Source organism: Embleya sp. NPDC001921 (assembly GCF_053594475.1).
The window spans coordinates 160,837-186,545 of the sequence record NZ_JBSFEO010000006.1; the positions used below are offsets into that span (position 1 = coordinate 160,837).

The window sequence follows — 25,709 nt, forward strand, 5'->3', positions numbered from 1 at the left end:
CCTTCAACAGTACGGGAGTTCGTGTGCCCGTCGCAGTCGACCGGGGCAAGTCGGGACGCGCATCCCCACGACCGCGTTCGATACCCCGATCGAATCTCGAACACATGTTCGGCTCGATGGAGTATCGTGATGGAATGTCGGATTGTCTCCAGGGTTCGCTCTTCGACCAGAGCGACGTCATCCGTGTCGGGCCGCCACGCGGCCTGCGACGCACCATGCTGGGCAACGGCGCCTGGATCGACGAGTTGCCGGGCTGGGTCGCGGGCGCGGACGCGTTGTTCGCCGCGCTGGCCGAGAGCGTGCCCTGGCGGGCCGAGCGTCGGCGCATGTACGAACGCGTGGTCGACGTTCCCCGCCTGCTCGCCTACTACGGCGCCGCCGACGAGCTGCCCCACCCCTCCCTCGCCGAGGCGCGCGACCGACTCTCCGAGCACTACGCGGCGGAACTCGGCGAGCCCTTCGTCAGCGCGGGACTGTGTCTGTACCGCGACGGCCACGACAGCGTCGCCTGGCACGGCGACCGCAACGGCCGCGGAGCCCGCGAGAACACCATGGTCGCGATCGCGTCGGTCGGCACTCCGCGAGACCTCCTGCTCCGCCCGCGCGGTGGCGGCGAAACGGTACGGCGCCCCCTCGGCCACGGCGACCTGATCGTCATGGGCGGCACCTGCCAACGCACCTGGGAGCACGCGATCCCCAAGACGGCCAGACCCACGGGGCCGCGAATCAGCATCCAGTTCCGGCCGCGCGGCATCGGCTGAGCGGCTGAGCGGCGGCGCCCCGGCCGGCACGGCCCCGAAGCCCCCTGCTGCTTCCCGAGGCCGCCGCTCGACCTCACCGCGCGGGTGCGGCAACGTCGAAAGGCGCACGCGCCTACCGGTCCGGATGCTCGCCGGGTGTGCCGTCGGCGTGCGCGAGGGGGGTGGGGGAAAGGTCGCTGCTCTCCTCGCCGGGTTCCAGGAGTGTTCCGGCGGCACCGACGATGAGCGGGTCGGGTACCCCGATCGCCGCCTCGTCCTTCGCGGGGTAGTCCACCCGAGTCAGCAGGCTGCGCATGGCTTCGAGCCGGCCGCGCCGTTTGTCGTTGGTCTTGACCACGGTCCACGGCGCGTGCTCGGTGTCGGTCGCCCGGAACATCTCGACCTTGGCCTTGGTGTAGTCGTCCCAGCGGTCCAGCGACCGGAGATCGACCGGGGAGAGCTTCCACTGACGCACGGGGTCGACCCGGCGGATCGCAAAGCGGGTACGTTGCTCCGCCCGCGAGACGGAGAACCAGAATTTCACCAGCAGGATCCCGTCCTCCACGAGCATCCGCTCGAAAGCCGGACACTGGGCGAGGAAGAGCCGGTGCTGCTCTTCGGTGCAGAACCCCATGACCGGCTCGACGCCGGCCCGGTTGTACCAGGACCGGTCGAAGAACACGATCTCCCCGGCTGCGGGAAGATACTCGGTGTACCGCTGGAAGTACCACTGGGACGCTTCGCGCTCGGTGGGCGTGCCGAGAGCCACGACCCGGGCACCACGCGGGTTCAGACGTTCGGTGAATCGCTGGATCGTGCCGCCCTTGCCCGCGGCGTCCCTGCCCTCGCAGATCACCACCAACCGCTGTCCGGTCTCCTTCACCCACCGCTGTAGTTTCAGCAGCTCGATCTGAAGCACCCGCTTGGCACGCTCGTACTGCGCCCGGCGGATCTTGCGCTCGTACGGAAAATTCTCCCGCCAGGTCTGGATGGGCCGGCCCCTCGCATCCAGCAGCACGGGCTGCTCCGGCCTGCTGGAATCCACGGTCAGCCCTGTCAGCAAGTGCGGCTCTCGGCCGCTGCCGACGTCTCCGGTGTTCACCCACTGTCTGTGCCCGCCTGACCGGCTCGTACGCCGGCCGGTCGGACGATGATCCGCTTCACGTCCGTCAGCGGGCCGTCAACCGGGAGGTCGACGACGGCGCCGGTGCGGTCTTCGGCGGCGGGACCCCGACGCACCGCTCGCGGGGTTTCGGGCACGGAGTCCAGCCGGGGCCGCCGGCGCCGCACGGGGCGGCCGGTGACCGGGTCCTCGCGCGGGGCAGGGCGACCCGGAGGAGCACTTCGAACCGACGTTCGCCACGGGGAGTCGTCGTTCGCCGCGTCCTCAGACGCCCGGATCCGGTTGCACCGGCTCGGGCAAGTGGGCACGGACCGCCTCCAGTTGGGCGGCGAACGCCAGGCCCAGAAAGAGGGCGATCGAAGTCAGGTAGGCCCACAGGATCAAGGAAACGAACGCGCTGAGGGGGCCGTACACGGAGTCGAAGGAACCGCTGAGCCGAATGTAGAGGCCGAGCAGCCACGACAGCAGCACCCACAGCACCAGGTACACGGCCGCCCCGAACGCCAGCCACGTGAAGCCGGGTTGGCGACGGCGCGGCGACCACCGGAACACCGCGGACGCGGAGATCAGCGCGAGCGCGACGCCCACCGGCCAGCACAGGATGCCCCACACCGTACGCTGCGTGTCGCTCCAGCCGTAGACGTCGGCGGCGGCCCCGACCATGTCGCGGCCGGCCACGGTCAACAAGGCGCCGAGGCCGATCGGGACGCCGACCACCATGGTCATCACGGCGGCCCGGCCGTACTTGCGGATGAAGGGGCGATCACGCTCGACGCCGTAGATGCGGTTCGCGCCCCGCTCGATCTGGCTCATCGCCGTCGCGACGTTGACCAGCGAGAACACCAGTCCCAGGGACAGCGCGACCGCGCTGCCCTCGCCCGCGTCGCGCAGCGTGTCCTGCACGACGGCCGAACTGGGACCCGTGGACAGCCGAGCGAGCACGGCGGAGACGAACCGGCCGAATTTGTCGGTGTGCAGGACCCGGGAGAGTCCGACGACGGCGATCGCGAACGGCAGTACCGACAGCACCGTCTGGAGCGCGAGCGCGCGGGAGTGGGTGAATCCGTCCGCGTAGCGAAAGCGCACGAACGCGTTCTTGACCAATGTCCATCCGCCGTACCGGCGCAAGGTCAACCACGCCTCGTCGGCGGAGAGTTCCTCGCCCTTCATGTCCCGCGTCTGTGGAACTCGTTTCGCTGTGCCCATGCACCGCTTCTGCCCGCCGGCCACGAAAGCAGCGCTCCGCGTGGCGGCGGGCCGTCGGAATTCCTTGGACGCGATGGTTGGACGCACCCCTGCCCCGCCGCCGCTCCATGCGTTGTCCGCGTTCTCGTCGGCCTGGGGCACCGCCGGGACCCGCGGTGCAGGGCTCGCCCGGCGCCCAGCGCGAGTGCGATAGGGGCGCTTGGACGGGTCCCTGTCCCGCGTGGGGCTCGTCGTCCGCCGGAGCCGCCTGGGGCAGGCCTGTGCGGTGACCGCGGCACACCTGGTGGCGGGCCGGTGCCGTCAGGGTCGACCGAAGGTTGCCGCGGCGATCCCGGTCCGCGTGTCCTCGAGACGACGGGACTGCGATTCGGCGCGGTCCAGGAGTTCGTCCAGCTCCTGTGCGGACAAGCGCCGGTCGTGGTCCGCCACGGCGCGCAGGCTCCGCCAACACGACGCCTTGCCTTCGACGCCCATGCGCATGGTCTCGAGTTCGACGACGCTGCTCAGCGGCGAACGGCCGAGCAGTCGGCCGTTGGGTTTCAGCCTCGCCGCTCGTTCCGTGGCCCAGGCCAGCGCGGCTTTCGCGGGTGGTGGCGCGATCCCCAGTTCGCTCATGATCCGCTTCAGCGACCGGCGATCCTGGGCCACCTCGTCCGCGATGGCGGACAGTGCGGGCCCGTGCACGTCACCGCTGTGGTTGCGTGCGATGCGGCGGGCGAGGTTTTCGCCGCCGGTGGAGCCGGCGAAGTGGTCGCCCAGGTAGATGCGAAGCAGGCGCGCGGCGTCGGACTCGTCACCGGAGGACGGCTTCGCAGGGTGCTTTCGCCGCCGCGCCTGCTGGAAGGTCGTGGGTGGCGCCGGTCGAGAAGGTTGTCGCCGCGACGGGTCCGACATGGAGGGCTCCTCCGGGGGATGGGCTACATCGTCAGGCCCGGGTACCCGCTCGGAACGACTCGATACCCGGGCCCACGCCTTCTTGGCACGACTCGATACGCGGACCCTTGCGTTCTTGGCACGACTAGATACCCGGACCCTTGCGTTCGGCGAAGGGACGGCACGTCCCGCCGGGCCGGTCCGGCCGGGCCGCATGCGCGGCAGACCCCGCGCGGCCGCACGCGGCAGGGCCTGGCGGGTGGCGGCGACGCGGGCGCGCTCATGCCCCGGGCTTCGTCCGAGGCGCCGCCCGCTCCGTCGGCCGACCGGGTGGGGCGGGCGCGCACCGCTCGGCCGAATCGGCGCCTCCGGGAACGCACATCGCGTCGTACAACGCTGATCCGTCGTCAGCGGCAAACGAGAGGGCTGGATGTCGTCGCCGTCGCTCGCCACGGGTGCGCGTGAGGGGCGAGGGCCAGGGCTTGTGCGAAGGCCGCGCCATGGGCGGCGGCCGAGGGATTGCGTGAGGCCCACGCTAAGGTTCGGTCCGATGGATGTTGGTCGATGGGTCTACGGCGTGCGTTCCCGTGCGCCGCGGGGCGGGTGCCGGTGGGGAGCCGCATGAGCGAGCTGACGGCTGACGACCCGTCGCGGATCGGGCCGTTCCGGATCGAGCGGCGGCTCGGCCAAGGCGGTATGGGGCGGGTCTACCTCGGCCGGTCGCCGTCCGGCCGGGCGGTGGCGATCAAGGTCGTCCGGCCCGAACTCGCGGACGACGCGGACTTCCGGCGGCGATTCGCGCGCGAGGTGGCCGCGGCCCGCGCGGTGGGCGGGGCGTTCACGGCCGCCGTGGTGGACGCCGCACCGGACGCGCCGAGTCCTTGGCTTGCCACCGTGTACGTCGACGGCATGTCGTTGTCCGAGGCGGTGGCCGCCCACGGCCCGTGGCCGAGTGCCGAGGCGCGGATGCTGGGCGCCGGGCTCGCCGAGGCCCTCGCCGCGATCCACGGGGTCGGGGTGATCCACCGCGACCTGAAGCCGTCGAACGTCATGCTGGCCCCGGACGGGCCCGTGGTGATCGACTTCGGCATCTCGCTCGCGTCCGAGGCGAGCGCGCTCACCCGTACCGGCAGCACGGTCGGCTCGCCGGGCTTCATGTCGCCCGAGCAGTGCGGCGGGCTCGCGATCGGGCCGGCCTCGGACGTCTTCTCGCTCGGCGCGGTGTTGGTCTTCGCGGCGCGCGGAGAGGGCCCGTTCGGCACCGGACCCACACCCGCGCTGCTGTATCGCGTCGTGCACAACCCGCCCGCACTCGACGGCGTGCCCCCGGAGTTGCTGCCGTTGTTGTCGGCGTGCCTGGCGAAGGCGCCGGCGGACCGTCCGACGGCGGCCGAGGTGCTCACCGCACTCGCGGTCACGACCGCCCCGGGGTCGGGGAAGCGCCGGTGGCTGCCGGCCGGTGTGGCCGAGGCGATCGCGGGTCGATCCGCAGGCGCCGACGGGGTCGACTCGGGACCTGCGGCCTCCCCCGCCGCCGCCACGCCGGATGCCGAGGACGTGGCCGACACCGCCCACCCGCCGTACACGTCGCCCCTGGTCGGCGCGCCGGCCTCCGACCGGGCCCTGCCGGCGATCCCCCCGCCGCCGGCACCGCCCCCGCCGCCGTTCGCACCACCGCCGAAGACATCGGGTACTCGGCGGCGCCCACGTCGGGTCCTCACGGTGGCCCTTGCGGCGATCGTGGTCACGGCCGCGGTCGTCGCGGCCCTGCTCGCCACGCGCGAGGACCCCGGCGGCCACCGGCACGCGACCGGCACGGGCACCGTTTCGCCGAAGCCCGACGCCACGAGCGCCGGCAAGAGTGCTCCTCCGTCCGGCGAAAGGCCGCCGACGACACCTGCCGCCGGCACCGGGGACACCACGTCGCGCGACGCGCCCGACATGCGCCGGCTCACCCTCGGCCCTGCCGACACGATGGACGTTCGGGTCCTCGCGCCCGGATCGGGCGCGGCGGTCGAGGCCGGGCAGTCCATCGAGGTTCGCTACACCGGCTTCTACTATTCGGACGGCGTGGTCTTCGACAGCTCGTGGACACGCGGCGACACGCTCACCGCGACCATCGGCGTCGGACAGTTGATCCCGGGCTGGGACGAGGGCCTGGTCGGCCAACGGGTGGGCAGCCGCGTGCAGTTGGTGATCCCACCCGCCAAGGCGTACGGCACCACGCCTCCGGGCGACATGCGGCCGAACGCGACCCTCGTGTTCGTGGTCGACCTGCTGACCGCAGCCTGATCGGTTCGCCGACGGCCCCGACCGGCCGCGCGGCGCTGCGGCGGTGCGGCGATCCGCCGGTGCGGCGGTGCGGCCGACTGCGGGCCGGCATCCGGTCGGTGCGCCCGGTGCCCCGACGAGTCCGCGGCGCCGCCCGCCGCGTCCGGGGCGCCCGGTTGCTCGTATGCGGGCAGGTCGAGGGCGTCGGCGACGGCCCGGCCCCATTCCGAGCCTGCGGCCGGGCCGTGGCCGATGTCCGGAACGGTGCCGTCGAAAAAGGCGGGCGGGACTGCAACCTTCGGGGCTGCTCGCGGGCTACTACAGGCGAAAGGTCTTCGGCACGCGGCGGAACGGGGAACGGATGGACAGGGCCGAGAGGCACCACGGGCAACCACACGGCGCGATGGACGAAGCGGGCGGCGGGGACGACGCCGAGTTCAAGGAATTCGTGCTCGGCGCGCGAACTCGGTTGTTGCGGACCGCCTATCTGCTCACGGGCGATCACCACCGCGCCGAGGACCTGGTGCAGACCGCCTTGATCCGGGTCTACCGGCGGTGGCGTCGCATCGACCGGGGTATGGGTGCCGAGGCGTACACCCGGCGGGTCGTGGTCAATCTGCACAACTCGTGGTGGCGACGCAAGTCCTCGCGCGAGCAGAGTCGGGCCGAATTGCCCGAGGGGGCGGTGCGCAACGCGCATGCCCTGGTCGAGTTGCACACCGACATGTGGGCCGCGTTGGCGACGCTGTCGCCGCGTACACGGGCGGTGTTGGTCCTTCGCTACTACGAGGACCTGCCCGAGGCGGAGGTCGCCCGCATCCTCGGCACTCCGATCGGCACCGTGAAGAGCCAACACGCGCGTGGCCTGGCCCGGTTGCGCGCCGTGCTCGGAGCGGAGCAGTCGGGGTCGGAGTCGGCCGGGTCGCCGGCCTCGGCGCAGTCGCCCGAACCCACGAACGGCGCGACCGGCTCCCGGCCCGTGTCCGCGCGGACTGTCGCACACACCTGAGGAGGAACGACATGGAGGACAACAGTTCGGTGCCGGACCCGGTCGTCACGCGTTTGGCGGCCACTCTTCGGGCGCACGCCGACACGGTCGAGTACGCGCATCCCGGGTACGAGAGCCTGCGGCGGGACATCAGACGGGCCCGGCGGCGCCGATTGGCGGCGTGTACGGCGGGCGTCGCGGCGATCGCCGTGGCCGGCGGCATCGCCTTCACCTCGAGCGGCGCGGCCCTGGACAACGGCTCGCCCGCCGGTGATCGGCAGGCTTCGTGGAGCGGGTGCCGGACGGACGGGGACGGACGGGCCGTACCCGCCGGCGCCACGAAGGCCCGATTGGCGCGCGCGATCGAGGACTACGGGCCGACCGAGGGTCGCGACACGGCCCAACGAAAGCTGCTGGAGGCCATCGTGTGCCAGGTGGACCAGTGGGCGCACGGCAGCGACGGGCTGGGTTATCGGGTGATGTGGCGAGGCACGTTCGCATCCGGCGCCACCGGGGTCGTACTGCGCGTCACCCGAGGGGCCGACACCATCGACTTCGTCGACACCAGCTACGGGCGGCGCAGCCATGCGGCCGTTCCGACCGCGCGCGCGAACGAGGCTTCCCGACTGGTCCTGGAGGCGGGCCGGACGGCATGGGAAATGTGGGCTCCCCCCGGTTCCGCCGTCGAGTTGTACGAGGCGACGACGCATCGCCTGATCGGGGCCGGTACGACGAACGACAAGGGCTACACGGCGATCTTCTCGGACCGGGCCGTCGACCCGGCCACGCCGACGCGCGCGGTCACCGTGCTTTCGTCCGGAATCCGCGAGGACGGGCCGCTCCTGTCGACCCGCACCACCCCCGAGGAGTGCCGAGTCCTGTTCCGAACCCCCACCTGCGAGCCGACCGACCCGGCGCCCCAGGCGACGGGGCAACAGGCGCCCACAATCCGGCAGTAGCACCACCGGCCACGGCACCGACCCTGTGCGGAAGGAGAGTTCGCGCGGGGTCGGTGCGGCGACCCTCGCGTCGCCGTGTCCGCGACACTGCTGCCCCGCTCGGCGGCATTCGGGTTGGGCGCGGCCGATGTGGCGACTCCGGTGTTCAGGGATCGATCCGGCGGCAGAACTTCGCCCGGAGTAGATCGGTGAAGATGCCGATGGGGTCGTCCCATCCGCCGTCGCTCCAGTCGCCGTTGGCGTTGGTGGTGAGCATCCGGTCGCCATCGCGGGCGCCATAGCTGTAGGACCACGATCCGAAGAGCGCGCCCCCCATGCCCCAGACCGTATCCCCGCAGGGCAGTCTCACCGAGGAAACGCCGAGGCCGTAGGCCGAATCGGAGATCCAGTCGCGGGTGGGCACGGTGGTGAACATGTCGCGTTGTCGGTCCGCCGGCAGTATCCGGCCTCCCAGCAGGGCGCCGAAGAACCGGTTGAGGTCCCCGGCGGTGGAGATCATGCCGCCGGCCGCCCAGAATATCGATGCGTCGAACTCGGTCGCGTCGTGGACCGGCGCGCCGGGGTCGGTCCGAAAGAGCTTCGTGTAGTGCCGGGAGTGCGGCCCGCGGATCGTCGGGTCGCCGCCGCACGGCAGGTACGTGCCGGTCAGGCCGAGCGGGCGGGTGATCCGGTCGGTGATCTCCTCGGCAAGCGTGCGGCCGGTGGCCCGTTCGATGATCATGCCCGCGAGCACGTAGTTGGTGTTCGAGTACGCCCAGCCCGAGCCCGGTGTGAAGGTGGGCGGATGGGATGTGGCGATCCGCACGAGCGACTCGGGGGTGTGTGTCTCGGAACGGTTCAGTGCTTCCTGGTCATCGGTGTAGTTGAAGATCCCGCTGGTGTGGTTGAGCAGCATCCTGATGGTCGCCCCGGCACCGTCGTGGTGCCGGCCTTGGAGCGCGCCGGGCAGCCACCGTGCCGCGGTGTCGTCCAGGCCGAGCCTGCGTTCGGCCGCCAGTTGCAGCACCACGGTGGCCACGAACGTCTTGCTGATGCTGCCGATGCGGAACCGGTCCTGCCGTGAGCGCGTGCGGCGGGTTCGGGTGTCGGCCACTCCCGCGGTCCCGAACCACTGCCGCTCGCCGTCGTGGACCTCGGCGAGAATGCCGGGGAGGCCGCCTCGAGTCACGGCTTGCCGAAGCAGGGCCTGGATCGCCTCGTGACCCTCGGCCGCCGAGGCCGGCGCGGCCTCGGAGGCGGCGCCCACGTCCGTGACCGGTTCGGCGTCCGCACGGTCGCCGTCCGTACGAGCGGTGTGTCGGTGCATGTGATTCTCCTTGTCGCACGCAACGCGAAGATGGCCGCCCGGCCCCTCTCGACGGCGTGGTGGTTTGCCGGGGCGCGCCCGCGAGGCGGATCGCCCGTGTCGGCTGCTTTCGCTGGTCACCGGTCCTGATCGCCGAGCGTCTGCCGCGCGTGGTCCGCCAGTTGGGCCTGATCGATACCGGCCAAGGCGAGAGCGCGGGGCACGGTGCCGATGCGGGCCTGCAGGATCCCCAGGAGCAGATGCGCCGACCGCAGGTCCTTCTTGCGGGCGAGGGCGAAGCTCCGCTCCAGCGCGAGCCTGGCGGACGCACCCATCCTGGGCTGCTCCAGAGCGTGGCTCGGCCGGGGAAGGTCATAGGCGGCCGGCGACACTCCGATCAGGCTCAGGCTGTGCTCGAACTCTCGATCCAGTGCCTCGCGCACAGCGGCGCGATCAAGTCCGGCCGAGGCCAGGACCTGCTGTGCGGTGGACCCCTGATCGGCGGCGATCGACATCAGGAGATGGTGCGCGTCGATCGTCGCCGACCCGTCCTCGTGGGCTTCGTGCGTCGCCCGCAGGATGACCGCGTGCAGGTACTTGTCAAACGCGCTCATCGCCGCGCCTCCTCAGCTTGACTCCGGCGGCGATGAGCCGCTTGGCGTGCTTCTTGTGGACGGCTTGGCGGGTGATACCGAGTGCCTCGGAGACCTGCGGCCAACTCCAGCCCGCTCGCATGGCCTGCTCGACGGCGGCGTCCTCCAGTTGATCGGCAAGGCGCCGCAACGCCACGACAGCCGCCAGGCTGTCGGCGGGCTCCTGCGGAAGGGGATTCTTGGCGGCCGACATACAAGCAACTGTAGTTGACTAATGCAGATAGTCAACCCAAGTTGCCAACGGAGAAGGCGGGTGAGGTGTCGGCCGACTCCCCCCGAGCGATGGGGCGTTCGACGTGGACTCATGCGCAAGCGTCGCCGGCACCGCGGCCGGGGCCGCGGTGCCGGCGACACAAAACGCCATGAACCAATCCGTTCACGGCATCGCTTGTGAAATCACTCGGGACATATCCTGTTGCACTTGCCGTCGTCGTTGCGCGGCCACTCGCAGCAGGCGTGGTGAGCGGAACGCTCGACCTTGTCGCGATCGAGGAACTCCGTGACGATGCGGCCGTCCTCGACCCGCGTGACCCCTACTTGCTTGCCGAAGTCGACCCTCAGTATTTCGAGTTCCAATCTTCTGCAACTCACCGCATACCTGCCGGCGGCCTCGGGGTACTCGGCGAACAGCTTGCCGACTTCTTCGAAGAAGTCAGGGTCGCGCTCCGGCCCACAGGCGGGCTTGGTATTCATGGTCGTGCTCCTCGGCGTCGAGTGCTCGGAGCCCCAAAACCATGGTCCCTCAGCCTGGAACCCGGTGCCACCGTGCCCGGGAGCCTCCCCCACGCCTCGACTCGACGAGGGCGACCGGATCGCCGACACCCCGGACACCCCGGACGACCCGGCGACCCGGCACCCGACCGCCCCGGGCACAAAAGCCCGAGGCGGTAGCGCATGCCGGCGTCGGATCCGTTCGCTACGGAGTGGCCATCGGCTCCGGGACGGCTTGCGCGCCCCGGATGTCACCCGATCCGGTGGGACGGGGGCCGTAGACCCGGCGTACTCCGTACGCGACGAGCACGACCGCGAGACTGCCCAGGCTGGTGAACAGTTGCGTGCGCTGGTCGTCGATGACCGCCATGGCCACGAGCACGGCGACGAAGCCCGCCATCACGATCCAGGTGAGGTAGGGGAACAGCCACATCTTCAGGGCCGGTCGCTCCGGAGCCTCGCGCTCCAGCCGCCGGCGCATGCGCAGTTGCGAGGCGCCGATCATGACGTACATGAAGATGGCGATCGCGCCGGAGGAGTTGACCAGGTACGTGAACACGGTGTCCGGCGACAGGTAGGCGAGTACCACCGAGACCCAGCCGACGACCGTACCCGCCAGGATCGCCCGGACCGGGACGTTGCGCTTGCTGGTCGCGACCGACCACTCGCGACCACCATCTCGCCGAGCATGCGCATCGTGCACAAGACCAGCGCGCCGGCGAGACAGTAGGACACGATCGCGGCCGGCCCGGCGGTATTGATGACGCTGCCGCTGCCGACGAAGAGACCGGCCCCGATCGCCCCGCCGATCGCGATCATCGCCATGTGCCGGTTGCGGAGCGAACGGCTGAGTCGGGGTTGCTCGGTCGGGGGTGTGTGCTGCGACATGGAGACTCCTGCGAGGCGGGGAACAGGGGGAGGCAGCGGGAAACAACGGCGTGCGGGCGCGGTGGTGAGCCGGTACGGACGCCCGATCGCGGCACGGGCGCGACCGGTCAGGTCCAGTCGCCCTCGCGGCCGGCGCCGATCACCCAGGTCAGTGCCCGGAACCGGCGCAACGCCTCGCGGGCGTCGGGGGCCTCCAGGCGGACGGTGCGCGGGCCGACGACGTCGACCCCGCCCGTCGCGCTCGCGCGTTCGGCGAGGTAGGGGCTGTCCACGTCGACCTCGACCACGTGCGGGGCGGGCGTCGCGATGGGTCGTTCCGGCGGGCCCGCCAACGCGGCGGCGGCCTCGCGGCGGATGTCGGTCGCCGTCGCGGCGGGTGTGCGGCAGATCGCCGCGTGCCGGGAGATCGCCGTCTTGACCGTGACCGTGCGGCAGCCCGGCGCGTACCGGCCCGCCTCGGCGCAGGTCAGGTCGTCACCGGTGACCAGCACCACCGGGACGCCGGCTTCGGCCGCGACGAGTGCGTTGAAGCTTCCCTCGTCGACGGGGCGTCCGTCGACGCGTACGGCGAGCACGCTGTGCGAGAGGTAGGTGTGGGCGAGTACGCCGGCCTCGCCCGCACCGGTGTGGTAGCCGACGAACGCCATTGCGTCCACGTCGAGTTCGAGTCCTTGCAGCATGCCCAGCGGTTTGTTGCGGCCGACGATGAGCACCGCGCGCGGGTCGAGTTCCTCCAGGAGCACGTTGTCCATGCCGCAGTGCGCGTCGTTGACGATCACCTCGTCCGCGCCGGCGTCCAGGAATCCGGCCACGGCCGCGTTGACGTCGCCGGTGAGCAGGCGTCGGAAGCGTTCGTAGCGCGGGTTGCCGGCGGTCACGTCGGCGGGCAGCACCGTGCCGGTGGCGCCCTCCATGTCGGCGGAGATCAGGACGCGGGTCATACCGCAACCTCCTCGGGATCGGGACGGTCGTGCTCGGACCGGTTCCCCGAGGAATGCGTGGACACCAGGTCCACCAGGGCGTGCACGTGCGCCGCGCCGCTCTCCCGGACCACTTCGCGCACGGTCTGCGCCTCGCGGACGGTGGCCAGGCGCACCTCGTCGTCCACGACGCGGTAGCCGTACACCGCCGGTCGAGGCAGCGAGTTGTAGGCGAAGTGGGACGAGAAGTAGTAGGCGCCGGTGTCGTACAGCGCGACGACGTCGCCCGGTTCGAGCAGTGGCAGGGCACGGCCGACGGCGGTCAGGTCGCCGGCGAAGCAGCACGGCCCGGCGACGTCCTGGATCTCCTCGGGCGCGTTCTTGGGTCGGCCGTGCGCGTCGAAGGCGCCCACGCGCAGCGGCCACGCCTGGGGCATGAACACCGTGCGGGTGGCGACCTGGGCGCCCGCGTGGGTGATCGCGATCCGTCGGCCGCCGGCGCTCTTGGTGTACTCCACGAGCGAGGCGATCGTGCCGTTCTTGGCGAGCAGCGAGCGGCCGAACTCGGTGACCAACCGGTAACGGCCGTCCAGGAGTTCGGGTACGGCCGCGCGCAGCTCGGCGACGTAGTCGGCGAAGGTCGGGTCGTCCTCGTCGCCGGCGAAGTTCACCGGCAGGCCGCCGCCGATGTCCAGGCCGGTGATCTGTCGGCGGCCCAGGACGGAGTTGATGTGCTCGGCCAGTTCGTAGGTCGCGCGCAGCCCGGCGGCGATCAGCGACAGCGGGCAGCCCTGGGAACCGACGTGCGCGTGCAGCCGGTTCAGCCACGGTCGGCGGGCGAACGCCTCGACCACGGCGTCGACGGCCCCCGGGTCGCGCAGCGCGATGCCGAACTTGGACGTGGTGGTCGCGGTGCTCATCGCGCCGATGGTGCCGGCGCCGACCTGCGGGTTGACCCGGATCCCGATCGGTCCGGCGGCCGGGCGCTCGGCCACGATCGCGTCGACGCGGGCCAGTTCCTGGAAGTTGTCGACGTTGACGGCGATGCCGTGCGCGAGGGCGTACCGCAGCTCCTCGACCGTCTTGGCGGGGCTGTCCAGGACTAGCCGATCGGGGGTGAACCCGGCCGCCAGGGCCTGCTCCAGTTCGCCCGGCGAGGCGACCTCGCAACCCATGCCCGCGTCGGCGAGCAGGCGCAGGACCGGGACCAGGCCGCACGCCTTGGCGGCGAACGTGTGCAGCACGGGCGTGTCGCCGAACGCGGCCGTCAGCGCGCCGACCGACGCCCGGATGCCGTCCACGTCCAGCAGACCCACCAGGGGCTGCTCGGGACCCAGCAGACCCCGCTCGACGACTCGGGCCAGGGCCGCCTGTCGGGCCGATCGACGCCGTCGGGCCACTGCGGAAGTCACGTGCACCACACCTCGAAGATCTCAAGTGTTCGCGACCCGTTCGGGCCGCACGCACAGCTTGGATCCGGGCGTGCGCGGGCGTCAGCGTCGGACACGACCAAAGGAGCGCGCATCGGTTGTTTGCCACGACAGGAAAATGATCATGAAAACGATCGCTTGCCCTTGAGGCTCACCCGTGCTCACCGGGCCGGGCACTCACCCGTGCTCGCGCCGGGCCAGGCGCAGTCCGATGTCGGCGAGCAGTCGGCCCGTCGGGTCGTCCAGGTCGACGCCGAAGAGCTCCTTGGCCCGGCGCAGCCGATAACGCAGGGTGTTCGGGTGCACGCTCAGCCCGCGCGCGGCGGCCACGGTGTCGCCGAAGGCGCCCAGGTAGGCGCCGACCGACGCGGAGTACTCCGATCCGTGCAGACGGTCGTGCTCGACCATCGCGTACACCGGTCCGGCCATCGGCCACAGCGGCTCGACCCGGTCCAGCAGGCGCACCAGGGCCGCGTCCGACACCACGTCGGCCGACAACGCGGACGCCGACGCGGACACCCCGGCCGCCGTCGCCCGCTCGCGCAGCACCCGCACCACGATCTCGGCCTCCTCGCGCGCACCGGGCAACTCGGCCGGCCGATGCGCGAGGGGACCGACACCGGCGAAGACCACCGTGCCCGGTACCGACCGGGCCGTGGCGACCAGGTCGCGCGCCGGGTCCGCGTGCGCCTCGCCCGCCGGCGTCAGGACGAACAGCCGTCGACCGGCCCGCGCGGTCACGTACCCCGGACGAAGCGCCGCCGCCTGCAACGCGAGGACGTCGAGCACCCGCTGCTCGGCGGGCGTGGGCGCATCGGACGCGGACTCCGTCGTGGGGCTCTCGTACGCCTCGACCACGATCACCGCGTACGGCCGATCCGGGCGCACCCCCACCACCCGGGCCGCCTGTTCCGCACCGGCGCCGCCGCTCAGCAAGGTGTGCACCGCCTCCTCCCGGCGGCGCGCCGCCGCGCGGCCGCGGGTCTCGTGGTGCACCAGGTGCGGCAGGGCCGCCCGGGCGGCGGTGCGCAGCGCCGCCGCCGCGTCGGGCGCGAGCGGGTGCCCGTCTGCCGCGGCCCAGATCGACCCGAGCACCTCGCCGCCGTCGCGCACCGCGATCACCAGCCGCTCCGCGTAGCGCTCGTCGGCGGGCAGCCGGACCACGTCGTCGGTGCCCCACAGGGTGCGGAAGAAACCGCTCTCGCGCAGTTCGGCCACCCGCCACCGCGGCACCTCCTGGTTCAGGATGGTCGCCCGGCGCATGGGATCCGGCTCGTGGTCCATCCGGGAATAGGCCAGCACCCGCGACTGCGGATCCTCGATCGTGATCGCGCCGCCCACCAGGTCGGCGACCGTGTTGGCCAGGCCCGACAGGTCGCCCGGGCGCAGGCTGTCGACCGCGGCGAGTTCGGACGGGCTGCTCTGCGTACAGGCGTTGCGCAGCAGGCCGAGCACGTCGGTCCAGCCGCGTTTGGGATGCCGGGTGAGCAGCGCCATCCCGCCGTCTTCGGCCGCCTCGACCGCGGCGGGGTCCGCACCGGCCGCACCGCGCCGGATCACCAACGCGCTCGCCCCCGCGCGGCGGGCCGCGCGTACGGCCTCGACCGCGCCGGGTCCGCGCGGCTCCACGCCGACCGCGAGGAGGATCATTCCGGCGAGCGTCGCGCCGTCGGCGTCCTCGTCGCCGAGGTCGTACAGGGTGACCCCGTTCACCGGCACCTCGGTCCCGCGCGGCGCGGCCACGACGTCGAGGATCCCGGGGTCGATCAGATCCAGCACCCGGGCCAGCGTCGCCGCGGCGCGACGGCCGGAGGATTCACGCTCGCTCATACGTCCATGATCGCGTGCGCGTCGACGCACCCGGTGGAAAGTCATCGAACCCGGTGGGCCGTCTCCCCCGCTCCGGGGCCGCCTCAGCGCCCCGTGCAGGTCGGATCGTCGACGATCACCGCGTTCGCGGGGATGATCACCTCGTCCTCCCCGATCGACACGGACCCCTTGGTCGTCGCGTAGGCGCGCTTGCCGGGCCCGACGCACTTGGTCGCGAGATTCCCGAAGCCGTCGGGGAAGTTGAACACCTCCGCGGGGGCGTCCCGGCCTCGACCGTCGAGCACCGGTGCGTCGGCCTTGCCGCGCTCGTCGTAGTACTCCTGCGAACAACCGGCAGCGGCACCGAGAACCAGACACATCGCCACGATCGACGCACATCGCATCGCGTTCACCCCGCGCACGTGCCGTCGGGCACGATCTGCACGTTGGAGGGACCGCTCGCGTTCGTGGTCACGTAGGCGCGAAACCCGTGGCCGACGCACTTGGTCGCGAGGTTCCCGAAACCGTCGGGCATGTTGAACACCTGGGCCGGGGTGTCGTCGCCGCGCTGGTTCGCCACCGGAGCATCTCCCGTGCCGCGCTTGTCGTCCTCCTCGGCGCACCCCGACAGCAGCAGCACGCCGGCCACCGCGCCGGACACCACGCCCCATCCGAGTCCTCCCATGACCGCCCCCGTCCCCCGCACCGCGCATCCGAGGGATCAACGTCGCACCCGCACTGCCGGACCACCACAGGGACTTCCCCCACACACCCACGCAACGACGAGTGGTCGCGTTCGAGCCTCGGCGCCGGCGGTCCGCGTCGTGGGTGACACAGGGACTCGACGCTGCGGGGTCGTCGACGCGGGGGTCGTCGACGCGGAAACATCTCCGATGCACTGGCGACGCCCTCTCTACGCGAGTAGCGTTTCGGCGTTCGGTCGCGCATCCGGTCCGCTCGGCGGGCCGTCAAGGAGGTTGTACGCCTGTGGACCGTCGTCGTTTCCTCGCCCGCGGCGCTGTGATCGCGGCCGGTACCGCCGCCGTCGGCGGCCCCTTCCAGGGCCTCGTCGCGGGCGCCGCGCACGCCGCCTCGGGCACCGCGTCGGGTGTCGACCGGGGACGTCCCGGCTCCGGCGGATACGGTCCGCTGGGCCCGGTCCCCGACGAACGCGACGGCGCGGTACGGCTGCACCTGCCCGAGGGCTTTCGCTACCGCTCCTTCACCCCGGCCGGGTCCCCGCTCACCGACGGCGGCCCGACCCCCGGCAAGCACGACGGCATGGCCGCCTTCCGCGGGCGCCGTGGCACGACCGTCCTCGTCCGCAACCACGAAGTCAACGGCCCGGTGGGCGCGTTCGGCGACGCGGCGCTCGCCTACGACCCGGCGACGGGCGGCGGCACCACCACCGTGGTGGTGGACCGGTACGGCACGGTGCAGACCTCGTACGTCAGCCTCAACGGCACCCAGATGAACTGCTCGGGCGGTCCCATGCCGTGGGGATCTTGGCTCACCTGCGAGGAGACCGTCAACGGCCCCGATGTCGGCAACGACTTCACCGGCGCCGACAACAGCAAGCTCACGCGAAAGCACGGCTACGTGTTCGAGGTGCCGACCGACGGCGTCTCGACGCGGGTGCCGATCCGCAGCGCCGGCCGGTTCGCCCACGAGTCGGCGGCATACGACCCGATCAGCGGCGCCGTATACCTGACCGAGGACAACTTCGGCTTCGCGTCCGGCTTCTACCGCTACCTGCCGCCCGTCAGCCCCTGGGTCGGCGACCGGTTGCGCGACGGCGGCCGACTCCAGATGCTCGCGGTGCGCGGGCGTCCCGGGCTCGACCTGTCGGCGGCGCAGCGGCCCGGCGCGGCGTACGACGTGACCTGGGTCGACATCGACGACCCCGACCCCACGTTCGCCCCGGGCACCACCAACGACCAGGCCCTTCAGGCCGTCGGGAATCAGGGCCGGGCCCAGGGCGCGGCGCTCTTCTCGCGCCTCGAAGGTGCCTACCACCAGCGCGGCGTCGTGTACTTCGTGTCCACGCAGGGCGGCGCGACCGCGCCCGGCGAAGCGGCGCCCGACGGCTTCGGCGACGGGCGCGGGCAGGTGTGGGCGTACAACACCGTCACGCGGCGCCTTCGGCTCGTGTACGAATCGCCGACCGCGACCAGGCTCGACCTGCCGGACAACGTCACCGTCAGCCCGCGCGGCACGCTCGTGCTGTGCGAGGACGGCGACGGGGACAACTTCCTGCGCGGCCTGACCGCGGACGGCCGCGTCTTCGACCTGTCCAGGATGGAACCGGTCACCGGCGACCCGGGCGCCGAGTTCGCGGGCGCGACCTTCGGTCCGGACGGGCACACCTTGTATGTCAACATCCAGTCGAAGCTGGGCATGAGCATCGCCATCTGGGGGCCCTGGCACCGGGCAGGATTCTGAATCGCGAGGAAGTCGAGCCGTTCGGCGGGATTGTCGTCGGCGTGGCCCGAAACCCGGAGCGACGGGGCGGCGGGGCGCCCGGGATCGGGATCGCCGCCGCCCCGCACCCGCCTTCCGAGGTGTTGCGCGGCCCTCGGGAGCGGATCCGTGCCACGGGCGTCAAACCCGGCGCCAGGCCGCGATGTTCGCAAGGATGGTGTCGCCGATCGGCGACAACATCTCCGGATCGAGGTCGGCTGTCGCGGACGCGGGCGCCCCCAGGAATTCCCACGGGGCGGTCTGTTCGAAGACGTCGGCGGGTGGCCTCCTGCCCTTGGCCGCAACGGCCCACGCCGCTGCGGCCATGGGCGCCCTAGGGCCGAGCAGCAGGTCGATGACGAACGTACCCTCGGTACAGAGGAGTTGCGGAGCCACGTGGTGGTTCCAGTTGTACGGTGGGTGCATGGTGCCGGTGGGCGCGACCACCCACCGCTTGCTCAGGTGCGACCCGGCCCAGTGTGGGTGCGTGCTCTCGATCCATTCACAGACGGCGTGCGCGAGGAACTCGCAGCCGTCTTGCGACTCGCGCTCGGGCACGGGCGTGATCAACGCACCGGTGAGTTGTGTCCATACGCCGATCAGTTCGGCCACACTCGGTGGCGGCCCGGCCGGCAACGCCAGAGCGGTCACCCGTCGTTCGCACAGCACGATCAACTCCGGGACCAGGTCGGCCTGCGTCTCGAGCCATGAACGAACCCGCGCGACACACCCGATGCTCCTGGCCAAGGAAAGGTTGGCGCACAGGCCGAGCGCGGACTGACGAAATGTCAGGGCTCCCATGTCCAGGGTCAGTCCGCCGAAGTCCTCGTGGCGCTTCTCGATGGCGGCGGTGATCCGGTCGAGGGGCATGACGGCGATCGACGATCGGCTCAGCGAGGTGAACTGCCCCGGCCCCTGCTCGGATTGCCCGACGACGCCGGCCCGTGAACCGAAGCCGGTCGACACCTTCGGCCCGGCCACGGTACCCGGGCCACGGGATTTGGCCGCCGCCGCGGCTTCCGCTTCGGCCTTGCGCCTCCTGCGCTCCTCCTCGGCTTTCTCGGCCTTCTCGGCAGCGAGGAAGCCGGGGGCTCGTTGGAAGCGGAACGGCTGCGGTGCCGGCTCGGTTTCCGGTATCGGGCCCGGCTGTCCGGTCCCCGGCCCGGGCACCGTCGCCGGCGCCGCGGCGCCGGTGTGCGCCGGCGTGTCGGCCGCCGCGATCCCCGGCCCGTCCCCCGGCCCCTCCCCGGGCACGTCCGCCCCCGCGGGCACGATCACCGGTGCGTCCCCACCGGGTTCGGTGTCCGGCGAGGGATTCGTGAGCTTCTGACGCTTGGTGTCGTCCTCCGGCCCTCGCTCGATCGGCTCCACGCCCTGGCTGCTCGGTGTGTTGAGATCGCGATCACGTTTCATGGATCCCCCTGGAAGTCCCGCCACCCTGCGGCCCAGCGTACTGACCGAAATGCCCGCCGGCGCGGTGTTCGCGATTCCGTGCGCACAGCACACGCGAAACCGACTCGTGTGTGGCGCAGGGTGGTTCGGGCGACAACGGCGCGGTGTCCGGTTCTCCGGGAGACGCGCTGCCGTCGGTCTTCCAAGGCGCGTCGATCGTGCCGTTCCCGCGCGGGCACGGCACGATCGACGGCGACGCCTCCTGACGCGTTCGGTCGACCCGCGCGTTGTGCGACGTGGACGTACGCCGCGCGAGGCCTATGTGCCCGCGACCATGTCCGCCGCGCGGTAGTCCGGTCCGACTCCCTCGACGACGGCCGCGCCGCCGTCCGAGTTGTTGATGCGGAAGTCGACGATCTCCTGGTAGCCGGTGGAGTGGTACCAGGCCTTGGCGGCTTCGGTGGAGGGGAACTCGATGAGGACCAACACGCCCTCGAACGAGCCGTCCAACACCTCGGGCACCTTGTTGTGCACGAGGAACCGACCACCGTGCGCGTCGAGAGTGGCGTCGATCTTCTTGAGGTACTCGACGATCTCGGCGTTGAAGTCGACGGAACGCAGGTGCGCGAACGCGTACGCGGTCATGAGGGCCTCCTCGGCCTGGTGTCGGGGGTATGGCTTTCCTTCCGGGTCGAAACGCTACGTGCCCACGGCGTACGCGGAATCGGTCATGTATAGGTATCGTTCCCGCCAGTCCCCTGCTCCGCATTCGAGCCGCGCGACGATGGGGGCGCTCGCGAGGGCAGTCGCGATCCCGTCGGAGATCTCGCTGTCCATGAGACCGAGGTGGGTGAGGGCGGGAAGCCCGGCTCCGTCGAGGATGCCCGCGAGATCCTCCACCGTCGCGTTGCCGCCGTAGCTGCGGATGCCGAGCCGGATGTCGAGACGACGCAGTTCGGGGAACACGCTGCCGACCACGGCCTGGATGGCCTCGCGGGGCATACCACCGCTCTCGAGCCGGAGTTCGCGCAGGTGCGGGTACGTTCGGGCAGGGAGTCGCACCCCCTCCGGTGGCGGTCCAGGTGGCGCAGCCGGAACGCGACCGCGTCCGCGGAGTGGTCGCCGGGCGCGATTTCGTTGGGCGTCGCGGACTCGGCGCCGTGGCCGTCCTCGCGTTGCCTTCCGGGAACGGCCGAAGGCTGCTTCGAGTCCGGTGGTCGCGGGTCGGCGACGGGCATGCCGCCGAAGGGCGCGCGGTGGTCGTGGATGCTCAAGCCGGTGGGTCATCCGCGTAGGTCGGGCCGTAAGTGGGCGGCGTGGGGAATGCGGCGGGGGAAGCGTGGCGCGGTGGCGCGTGTGGATCGATCGACTCACGGACAGGTCTTGCCTACCAGAGCACACCGACGCCCGCGGCGGGACCGATTCGGGCCTCCACCGGCACCGTCGTCGTTGTTCACAGGCTCGTTCGGATCGTGCCTCGGCCCGAATGTGCGACGGCGCACCGGCTTCCCGGTCGGACGTCGGTCCGGAACGGGTCGGGCCCGGCTCGGTGTCCGAACGCGGGAGTCCCACCGGCGCCACGCGTTCGTCGCGTGATCCGAGGGATCTCCACTCCCACGCCGGGGCTCCGTGCCCGCATCCTGGGGAAGATGAGGACCGGCCACGGGAGGTGCGATGATCCGGCACGAGCGAGGCGACGCCGCGCACGTATTCCTCGTGGGCCTGGCCGCCGTCGGATTGGCATCGGCGACGGTCGCCACCGTCGTTGCCGCCGCGTTCCTCAACGCCTACGGACCCGCCACGTGGTGGCGGTCGGTGTGCGTCGTGATGTTGGTGATCGCCTCGATGGCGATGCTCCTCGCCACCACCGCCGTGGTGTGGTCGTGTCCGTCGGGCGGCGCCGTCGTCGGTGGCATCGTCGTCTTCTTCGCCATGTCCCTCACGATCCACCACGCGTCCGACGCGGTCGGCGACGCCGCGCTGGCCAAGCGCGGTGTCTCCACGACCTGCCTGGTCCTCGACGTGCGCGCTCGGACCGAGACGTCCACCTCCACCGACGCCAACGGCCACACCACGACCACGACACGCACGTACCACGACCACCGGCTGAACTGCCCCGAGGGCGGCCCGACCAAGATGACCACGAGCCGCGCCGCCGCGAAGAAGGGCCAATCACTGCGTATCCGCTACGACCCGAAGGGCCGAGTGGACACCGTGCCCGAGCGCCGGGTCGCCCGACCGGGCGATTCGCTGTGGAAGGCCGAACGGGCTTTCGCCGTGGCGGTGTTCGCGGCACTGATCGTCCCCCAAATCAGAGCCCGACACACCCGACCACGCCGCCCCTCCCCCCGCCCGCACTGACCCGGGCAACGACAGCGCCCGATCCCGAGGGGCGGGGCATGGCGGGCGGGCCTCGGTTCGAGTCCGGCCCGTGCGTGCTCAGTGGTGGTACGCGGCCGTCGCGATCTCGACGAACGAGCGGATCAACGGGTTGTTGTCGCCGTCGTTCCACACCGAGACCACTCGGCTCGGCGCCATGTCGGCCAGCGGAACCACGGTCAGGTTCTCCGGCAGCAGGTTCTCCGGCAGGCCGTGTCCGAGCGGAGCCAGGCCGACCGTGCTGTTCCAGAGCACGGCCTGCAGGCATTCCTGGACGACGCGCACCACCGGGCCCTCGCGCGACTCGCCGCCGTTCCAGTACGACTGCCAGATCGGGTCGGTTCCCTGCGGGAACCGGAACCAGCGGCGGTCGGCCAGATCGGCCGACTCCAGGTGATCGCGGCGGGCCAACGGATCGTCGGCGCGCAGCACCGCACCGACCGGATCGGCGCGCAACTCTCGCACCGTCAGGGCGGTTTCGTCGAACGGCGCGCGCGTCAGGGCGACGTCGACCAGCCCGGCACGCAGCCCACAGGTCGGGTCGGTCAGGTCCGTGTCACGGATGCGGATGTCGACGCCGGGGTGGCTGCGGCGGAAGGCGGCAGCCAGCCTGGTGATACCGGGATCGGTGCTGTCGCCCAGGATGCCCACGGTGATGCCGGCCGTGCCGGCCGCCGCGGCCACGCGCACACGGAGGAGGTCGGCTTGGTCGAGCAGCGCCCGCGCCTCGTCGAGCAGTATCGCCCCCACCGGAGTGAGCGTGACGCCGGCGGGCGAGCGGGTGAACAACGCCGCACCGGCCTCCGTCTCCAACCGCTTGATCGCCCGGCTCAGCGGCGGCTGGCTCATGTGCAGCCGGGCGGCGGCCCGGCCGAAGTGGAGTTCCTCGGCGACCGCCACGAAGTAGCGCAGGGTACGTAGCTCCACGCTGCAACGATACCCGCGTGGTATCGGCGTGCCGAAAAGGGTCTTGGACAGCGGCAGAGCCCCGGCGGTGCACTTGGGGCATGCCCGACGAGAGCACATCCGAGGAAGCGAAAACCGCTGAACAGCAGGCCCCGCGCCCCGGCGTATCGGTGGTCGGCCCCGACGACGGCGAGGTGATCATCGCGGCCGGCACGCGCATGCGAGTCCTCGAGGACGGCAGCCACACCGAGCACCGTCTCGGGGTGACCGAGTCCATCCTCGCCCCGCACACCTCCGGACCGCCGCAGCACCGCCATGCCCGGCACGACGAGGGCTTCTACATCGTCTCCGGCACGGTGCGGTTCACCGTCGGGGACCGGGAGCACGACGCGATCGCGGGCACGCTCGTGATGGTCCCGCGCGGCGCCCCGCACACCTTCGCCAACCCGACCGACCGACCCGCCGTCATGCTCAGCATGTTCACGCCCGACCTGTACGTGCAGTACTTCCGCGACCTCCAGGGCATGACCGCCGACGGCCGACCGCCGACAGCCCGGGCCGGCCTCCACACGATGAGCCGCTACGCCACCGAGCCCGCCACCGACTTCGCCTGAAGCCTGTCGCCCGAAACCGCCCGGCTACCGCCCGGCTGTCCGGCACCGGGTGGCGTGCCCCGGGCGCTCTCGGGCACGCCCACCCCTCACGGCGCCCTCGGCGTCCGGGCCGCCCACACACACGCCTACGTACGGCTTCCGCGCCCTCCCGAAGCCGACGGGTCACCCACACGTGGTGGTGACCCCGAACGGAGATCATGAACATCGCCTATTGGATCGTTGCCGGACTGCTCGCCTTCTTCCACCTCTACGCGGGCGGGCTCAAGATGGTCCGCAGCCCCGACTCGCTCCGCCCGATGATGGCTTGGGTGGACCGCGTACCGCTGCCCGCCGTCAGGGCGCTGGGAACGGTCGAAGTGCTGGGCGCCGTCGGCCTGCTGCTGCCTCCGGCAACCGGTGTCGCACCCTGGTTGGCCCTGGCCGCCGCCATCGGTTTCACCCTCCTGCAGATCGGTGCGATCGCCGTCCACCTGACCAGCGAAGACCGCCGAATCATGCTCAACGTCGGGCTCATCACCGCCGCTGCCGTGACCATCCCACTCGCCACCGTCTGGCTGTGATCGAGCCGAGTCCTCGACCGGTGGACGCGACCGGGTGCGCGGAGACGAGCAACTCCCGCTCATCGGCCGCCCGTTGATGAATCCGCCGACGACTGGCCGGCGCTTGTTCCGGGGCTCGCGCCACGAGGCGTGGTCAGGATCCCGCGACCGCGGGCCTCGGTGATCATGTGGGCCAGGACGGGGTCGGCGAACAGGGATATCGGGGCGATGTGGTCCTCGCACACCGGCCTCCACAGGCGCAGCGCCGCGCGGAGTTCGGGCCAGGCTTCGTCGCACAGGGCCGCGCGGGCCGCCCGTACCTTGGTGGGATCTGCCAACGGGTCGGCTTCGGCCGCCGGGCCGCCGCTCGCGTACAGGGTGACGCCGATGGGGCCCGTACGGGGCGTCGGCTGGTCGGGAGCCCGGAAGGCCGGGTGCGCGGCGAGAAGGTCGGCGACGGCGTGTACGGCCGCGTCGAACTCGGGGCCGCCGCCGAAGATGAGCCGGAAGCCCGGTTCGTCGGCACGGGCCTCGTAGTCGGCGATGAGCTCCCGTACCGGTTCGGGCGCGTACTCCTTGAGCCGCGGCAGGGGCCGCAGGTCGTGCGGATGGGCGAGCCGGTCGTGCCGCACCAGCAGCGGCAGGAGTTCCGCGGCGAACAGTGGGCCGGCAAGGAGGTCGTCCTTGCTCGGGCTGTACCAGAGCAGACTCGCGATGTGGCGACGCCAATCGCCGAGCATCGCCTCCATCTGCGTGCTCAGCACCTCGGCGCGCTCGCGTCCGTACTCGCGCGCCCGGGCGAACACCTCGAGCGGCCCGCTCACCGCCCCGGCCAGCGCCTCGTGGCGAGCCCGCTCGACCTCCGCGTCCCAGTGGTCCCGAGTGGCACCCGGCGGCTTGCGCAAGGCGTGGAAGGACACCCACTGCCGGTGCATGAGGTCGTGGAACGATCCGTACCGCTGCGGCCCGTCGCCGGACCAGGAGGCGAGCCAGTACCCCGCCCACTCGCCGTCCTCGTCCACGTCGTCCGGGTCGAGCAGCATGACCGCGGCATCACCGTCGAGGGACAGGCGCAGGGAGCGCGCGAGGATCTTCGCCTCCTGGATGCCGAACGCCTCCTCGTCGTCCTCGTCTTCCGCGAGCTCTTCCCAGACTTCGATCCAGGTACGGTCGTCGGTGTCCCGCAGCCACTCCAGTTCCGCGCTGCCCGCCAACCGGTAGATGAAGTTCCCCGCGTCCCGCCACCCGTCGGTGACGAGCAGGAACTCCCGCAGCGAAGGCGGCAGTCGGCGCCCGAGTCGGGCCTCGGCCTTGGCCACCTCGGCCTCGCCCGCCGGCGCGAACCCGAGCCAGGTGTCCCTTGCCACCTCCTCCGCGAGCGGCCCGTCGCGCTCCGGATCGTGCCCCTCGACCCACTCCCGGCTCCACTGCTCCAGGAACGGCCGCCAAACCCTGCGCTCACCCATCGTCCCCGCCCTCGCTCTCGACCGCCTGACATCACCCCACCACAGGGGTGCGACAACGGGTTGCCATGCCCCCGGACCGGGGCGCCGGGCACGCGGC

26 protein-coding genes and 1 pseudogene are annotated in these 25,709 nt (G+C 71.7%); 8 read left to right on the forward strand and 19 right to left on the reverse strand.

Features of this window, described 5'->3' with window-relative positions:
- The first annotated feature begins 134 nt into the window (after window positions 1-134).
- Window positions 135-761 carry an alpha-ketoglutarate-dependent dioxygenase AlkB gene (locus ACWCPW_RS09335; protein WP_449760952.1) on the forward strand — a complete coding sequence of 209 codons (627 nt, stop codon included), beginning with the start codon at window positions 135-137 and terminating at the stop codon, window positions 759-761.
- 112 nt (window positions 762-873) lie between these two features.
- On the opposite strand, the gene ppk2 is transcribed toward ACWCPW_RS09335, so the two are convergent.
- The 3 genes from ppk2 to ACWCPW_RS09350 all read right to left on the reverse strand — a co-directional run bounded on the left by ppk2 (window position 874) and on the right by ACWCPW_RS09350 (window position 3,963).
- Window positions 874-1,842, reverse strand: coding sequence for a polyphosphate kinase 2 (gene ppk2 / locus ACWCPW_RS09340; protein ID WP_449760953.1), 969 nt, complete (start codon window positions 1,840-1,842; stop codon window positions 874-876).
- Between the two features lie 285 nt (window positions 1,843-2,127).
- Window positions 2,128-3,069: a YihY/virulence factor BrkB family protein gene (locus tag ACWCPW_RS09345; RefSeq protein ID WP_449760954.1), complete on the reverse strand. Its 942-nt coding sequence runs from the start codon at window positions 3,067-3,069 to the stop codon at window positions 2,128-2,130.
- 300 nt (window positions 3,070-3,369) lie between these two features.
- The gene (locus ACWCPW_RS09350) at window positions 3,370-3,963 is read right to left on the reverse strand and encodes a hypothetical protein (RefSeq protein WP_449760955.1); all 594 of its coding nucleotides are present in this window, start codon (window positions 3,961-3,963) and stop codon (window positions 3,370-3,372) included.
- A gap of 600 nt (window positions 3,964-4,563) precedes the next feature.
- Here ACWCPW_RS09350 and ACWCPW_RS09355 point away from each other — a divergent pair.
- The 3 genes from ACWCPW_RS09355 to ACWCPW_RS09365 all read left to right on the forward strand — a co-directional run bounded on the left by ACWCPW_RS09355 (window position 4,564) and on the right by ACWCPW_RS09365 (window position 8,160).
- On the forward strand, window positions 4,564-6,234 hold the full coding sequence (locus ACWCPW_RS09355; RefSeq protein ID WP_449760956.1) for a protein kinase domain-containing protein: 1,671 nt from the start codon (window positions 4,564-4,566) through the stop codon (window positions 6,232-6,234).
- A gap of 340 nt (window positions 6,235-6,574) precedes the next feature.
- Window positions 6,575-7,222, forward strand: coding sequence for a SigE family RNA polymerase sigma factor (locus ACWCPW_RS09360; RefSeq protein WP_449760957.1), 648 nt, complete (start codon window positions 6,575-6,577; stop codon window positions 7,220-7,222).
- Window positions 7,223-7,233: 11 nt separating this feature from the next.
- Window positions 7,234-8,160, forward strand: coding sequence for a hypothetical protein (locus ACWCPW_RS09365; RefSeq protein ID WP_449760958.1), 927 nt, complete (start codon window positions 7,234-7,236; stop codon window positions 8,158-8,160).
- Between the two features lie 145 nt (window positions 8,161-8,305).
- Here ACWCPW_RS09365 and ACWCPW_RS09370 read toward each other — a convergent pair whose 3' ends face one another.
- From ACWCPW_RS09370 to ACWCPW_RS09420, 11 genes and pseudogenes are all read right to left on the reverse strand, one after another.
- On the reverse strand, window positions 8,306-9,466 hold the full coding sequence (locus ACWCPW_RS09370; RefSeq protein WP_449760959.1) for a serine hydrolase domain-containing protein: 1,161 nt from the start codon (window positions 9,464-9,466) through the stop codon (window positions 8,306-8,308).
- A 116-nt stretch (window positions 9,467-9,582) separates the two neighbouring features.
- Window positions 9,583-10,059: a Clp protease N-terminal domain-containing protein gene (locus ACWCPW_RS09375; RefSeq protein WP_449760960.1), complete on the reverse strand. Its 477-nt coding sequence runs from the start codon at window positions 10,057-10,059 to the stop codon at window positions 9,583-9,585.
- Window positions 10,046-10,291 carry a hypothetical protein gene (locus ACWCPW_RS09380; protein ID WP_449760961.1) on the reverse strand — a complete coding sequence of 82 codons (246 nt, stop codon included), beginning with the start codon at window positions 10,289-10,291 and terminating at the stop codon, window positions 10,046-10,048. Before ACWCPW_RS09380 ends, ACWCPW_RS09375 begins: the two co-directional genes overlap by 14 nt.
- Before the next feature lie 203 nt (window positions 10,292-10,494).
- Entirely contained in the window at window positions 10,495-10,791 is a 297-nt protein-coding gene (locus tag ACWCPW_RS09385; RefSeq protein ID WP_449760962.1) for a hypothetical protein, read from the reverse strand.
- A gap of 223 nt (window positions 10,792-11,014) precedes the next feature.
- Entirely contained in the window at window positions 11,015-11,512 is a 498-nt protein-coding gene (locus ACWCPW_RS09390) for an amino acid permease (RefSeq protein WP_449760963.1), read from the reverse strand.
- 20 nt (window positions 11,513-11,532) lie between these two features.
- A pseudogene (locus tag ACWCPW_RS09395) lies at window positions 11,533-11,697 on the reverse strand (amino acid transporter); the annotation flags it as partial.
- A gap of 107 nt (window positions 11,698-11,804) precedes the next feature.
- The gene (locus tag ACWCPW_RS09400; RefSeq protein WP_449760964.1) at window positions 11,805-12,638 is read right to left on the reverse strand and encodes a M55 family metallopeptidase; all 834 of its coding nucleotides are present in this window, start codon (window positions 12,636-12,638) and stop codon (window positions 11,805-11,807) included.
- Window positions 12,635-14,029, reverse strand: a complete 1,395-nt coding sequence (locus ACWCPW_RS09405; RefSeq protein ID WP_449760965.1) for a diaminopimelate decarboxylase — start codon at window positions 14,027-14,029, stop codon at window positions 12,635-12,637. The genes ACWCPW_RS09400 and ACWCPW_RS09405 overlap by 4 nt, the downstream gene beginning before the upstream one ends.
- Before the next feature lie 195 nt (window positions 14,030-14,224).
- Complete coding sequence (locus tag ACWCPW_RS09410; protein ID WP_449760966.1) at window positions 14,225-15,877, reverse strand: PucR family transcriptional regulator; 1,653 nt, start codon at window positions 15,875-15,877, stop codon at window positions 14,225-14,227.
- 83 nt (window positions 15,878-15,960) lie between these two features.
- Window positions 15,961-16,260 carry a hypothetical protein gene (locus tag ACWCPW_RS09415; RefSeq protein WP_449760967.1) on the reverse strand — a complete coding sequence of 100 codons (300 nt, stop codon included), beginning with the start codon at window positions 16,258-16,260 and terminating at the stop codon, window positions 15,961-15,963.
- A 5-nt stretch (window positions 16,261-16,265) separates the two neighbouring features.
- Window positions 16,266-16,541, reverse strand: a complete 276-nt coding sequence (locus tag ACWCPW_RS09420) for a hypothetical protein (RefSeq protein ID WP_449760968.1) — start codon at window positions 16,539-16,541, stop codon at window positions 16,266-16,268.
- Between the two features lie 302 nt (window positions 16,542-16,843).
- Here ACWCPW_RS09420 and ACWCPW_RS09425 point away from each other — a divergent pair, with 302 nt between their 5' ends.
- Window positions 16,844-18,298 (forward strand): PhoX family protein, encoded by a 1,455-nt coding sequence (locus tag ACWCPW_RS09425; protein ID WP_449760969.1) that lies wholly within the window; start codon window positions 16,844-16,846, stop codon window positions 18,296-18,298.
- Window positions 18,299-18,457: 159 nt separating this feature from the next.
- Here ACWCPW_RS09425 and ACWCPW_RS09430 read toward each other — a convergent pair whose 3' ends face one another.
- The 3 genes from ACWCPW_RS09430 to ACWCPW_RS09440 form a co-directional block, all read right to left on the reverse strand.
- Window positions 18,458-19,729, reverse strand: coding sequence for a protein-glutamine glutaminase family protein (locus tag ACWCPW_RS09430; protein WP_449760970.1), 1,272 nt, complete (start codon window positions 19,727-19,729; stop codon window positions 18,458-18,460).
- A gap of 297 nt (window positions 19,730-20,026) precedes the next feature.
- Window positions 20,027-20,353: a DUF1330 domain-containing protein gene (locus ACWCPW_RS09435; protein WP_449760971.1), complete on the reverse strand. Its 327-nt coding sequence runs from the start codon at window positions 20,351-20,353 to the stop codon at window positions 20,027-20,029.
- 54 nt (window positions 20,354-20,407) lie between these two features.
- Window positions 20,408-20,710, reverse strand: a complete 303-nt coding sequence (locus tag ACWCPW_RS09440; RefSeq protein WP_449760972.1) for a hypothetical protein — start codon at window positions 20,708-20,710, stop codon at window positions 20,408-20,410.
- A 672-nt stretch (window positions 20,711-21,382) separates the two neighbouring features.
- On the opposite strand from ACWCPW_RS09440, the gene ACWCPW_RS09445 reads away from it, so the two are divergent.
- On the forward strand, window positions 21,383-22,069 hold the full coding sequence (locus ACWCPW_RS09445; RefSeq protein WP_449760973.1) for a hypothetical protein: 687 nt from the start codon (window positions 21,383-21,385) through the stop codon (window positions 22,067-22,069).
- Between the two features lie 78 nt (window positions 22,070-22,147).
- Here ACWCPW_RS09445 and ACWCPW_RS09450 read toward each other — a convergent pair whose 3' ends face one another.
- Window positions 22,148-22,999 (reverse strand): LysR family transcriptional regulator, encoded by an 852-nt coding sequence (locus ACWCPW_RS09450; protein ID WP_449761107.1) that lies wholly within the window; start codon window positions 22,997-22,999, stop codon window positions 22,148-22,150.
- A 95-nt stretch (window positions 23,000-23,094) separates the two neighbouring features.
- On the opposite strand from ACWCPW_RS09450, the gene ACWCPW_RS09455 reads away from it, so the two are divergent.
- Entirely contained in the window at window positions 23,095-23,607 is a 513-nt protein-coding gene (locus ACWCPW_RS09455; protein WP_449760974.1) for a cupin domain-containing protein, read from the forward strand.
- 197 nt (window positions 23,608-23,804) lie between these two features.
- Window positions 23,805-24,167 (forward strand): DoxX family protein, encoded by a 363-nt coding sequence (locus tag ACWCPW_RS09460; protein WP_449760975.1) that lies wholly within the window; start codon window positions 23,805-23,807, stop codon window positions 24,165-24,167.
- A 59-nt stretch (window positions 24,168-24,226) separates the two neighbouring features.
- Here the strand turns inward: ACWCPW_RS09460 and ACWCPW_RS09465 are convergent, their stop codons facing one another.
- Window positions 24,227-25,612: an SMI1/KNR4 family protein gene (locus tag ACWCPW_RS09465; RefSeq protein WP_449760976.1), complete on the reverse strand. Its 1,386-nt coding sequence runs from the start codon at window positions 25,610-25,612 to the stop codon at window positions 24,227-24,229.
- Window positions 25,613-25,709: the final 97 nt, after the last annotated feature.

Excerpts from the sequence above, each read along its gene's own strand:
- ACWCPW_RS09335 (WP_449760952.1), top strand. The coding sequence starts at position 135 with ATGTCGGATTGTCTCCAGGGTTCGCTCTTCGACCAGAGCGACGTCATC.
- ACWCPW_RS09345 (WP_449760954.1), bottom strand. The coding sequence starts at position 3,069 with ATGGGCACAGCGAAACGAGTTCCACAGACGCGGGACATGAAGGGCGAG.
- ACWCPW_RS09350 (WP_449760955.1), bottom strand. The coding sequence starts at position 3,963 with ATGTCGGACCCGTCGCGGCGACAACCTTCTCGACCGGCGCCACCCACG.
- ACWCPW_RS09355 (WP_449760956.1), top strand. The coding sequence starts at position 4,564 with ATGAGCGAGCTGACGGCTGACGACCCGTCGCGGATCGGGCCGTTCCGG.
- ACWCPW_RS09360 (WP_449760957.1), top strand. The coding sequence starts at position 6,575 with ATGGACAGGGCCGAGAGGCACCACGGGCAACCACACGGCGCGATGGAC.
- ACWCPW_RS09365 (WP_449760958.1), top strand. The coding sequence starts at position 7,234 with ATGGAGGACAACAGTTCGGTGCCGGACCCGGTCGTCACGCGTTTGGCG.
- ACWCPW_RS09370 (WP_449760959.1), bottom strand. The coding sequence starts at position 9,466 with ATGCACCGACACACCGCTCGTACGGACGGCGACCGTGCGGACGCCGAA.
- ACWCPW_RS09375 (WP_449760960.1), bottom strand. The coding sequence starts at position 10,059 with ATGAGCGCGTTTGACAAGTACCTGCACGCGGTCATCCTGCGGGCGACG.
- ACWCPW_RS09380 (WP_449760961.1), bottom strand. The coding sequence starts at position 10,291 with ATGTCGGCCGCCAAGAATCCCCTTCCGCAGGAGCCCGCCGACAGCCTG.
- ACWCPW_RS09385 (WP_449760962.1), bottom strand. The coding sequence starts at position 10,791 with ATGAATACCAAGCCCGCCTGTGGGCCGGAGCGCGACCCTGACTTCTTC.
- ACWCPW_RS09400 (WP_449760964.1), bottom strand. The coding sequence starts at position 12,638 with ATGACCCGCGTCCTGATCTCCGCCGACATGGAGGGCGCCACCGGCACG.
- ACWCPW_RS09410 (WP_449760966.1), bottom strand. The coding sequence starts at position 15,877 with ATGAGCGAGCGTGAATCCTCCGGCCGTCGCGCCGCGGCGACGCTGGCC.
- ACWCPW_RS09415 (WP_449760967.1), bottom strand. The coding sequence starts at position 16,260 with ATGCGATGTGCGTCGATCGTGGCGATGTGTCTGGTTCTCGGTGCCGCT.
- ACWCPW_RS09420 (WP_449760968.1), bottom strand. The coding sequence starts at position 16,541 with ATGGGAGGACTCGGATGGGGCGTGGTGTCCGGCGCGGTGGCCGGCGTG.
- ACWCPW_RS09430 (WP_449760970.1), bottom strand. The coding sequence starts at position 19,729 with ATGAAACGTGATCGCGATCTCAACACACCGAGCAGCCAGGGCGTGGAG.
- ACWCPW_RS09435 (WP_449760971.1), bottom strand. The coding sequence starts at position 20,353 with ATGACCGCGTACGCGTTCGCGCACCTGCGTTCCGTCGACTTCAACGCC.
- ACWCPW_RS09440 (WP_449760972.1), bottom strand. The coding sequence starts at position 20,710 with ATGCCCCGCGAGGCCATCCAGGCCGTGGTCGGCAGCGTGTTCCCCGAA.
- ACWCPW_RS09445 (WP_449760973.1), top strand. The coding sequence starts at position 21,383 with ATGATCCGGCACGAGCGAGGCGACGCCGCGCACGTATTCCTCGTGGGC.
- ACWCPW_RS09455 (WP_449760974.1), top strand. The coding sequence starts at position 23,095 with ATGCCCGACGAGAGCACATCCGAGGAAGCGAAAACCGCTGAACAGCAG.
- ACWCPW_RS09460 (WP_449760975.1), top strand. The coding sequence starts at position 23,805 with ATGAACATCGCCTATTGGATCGTTGCCGGACTGCTCGCCTTCTTCCAC.
- ACWCPW_RS09465 (WP_449760976.1), bottom strand. The coding sequence starts at position 25,612 with ATGGGTGAGCGCAGGGTTTGGCGGCCGTTCCTGGAGCAGTGGAGCCGG.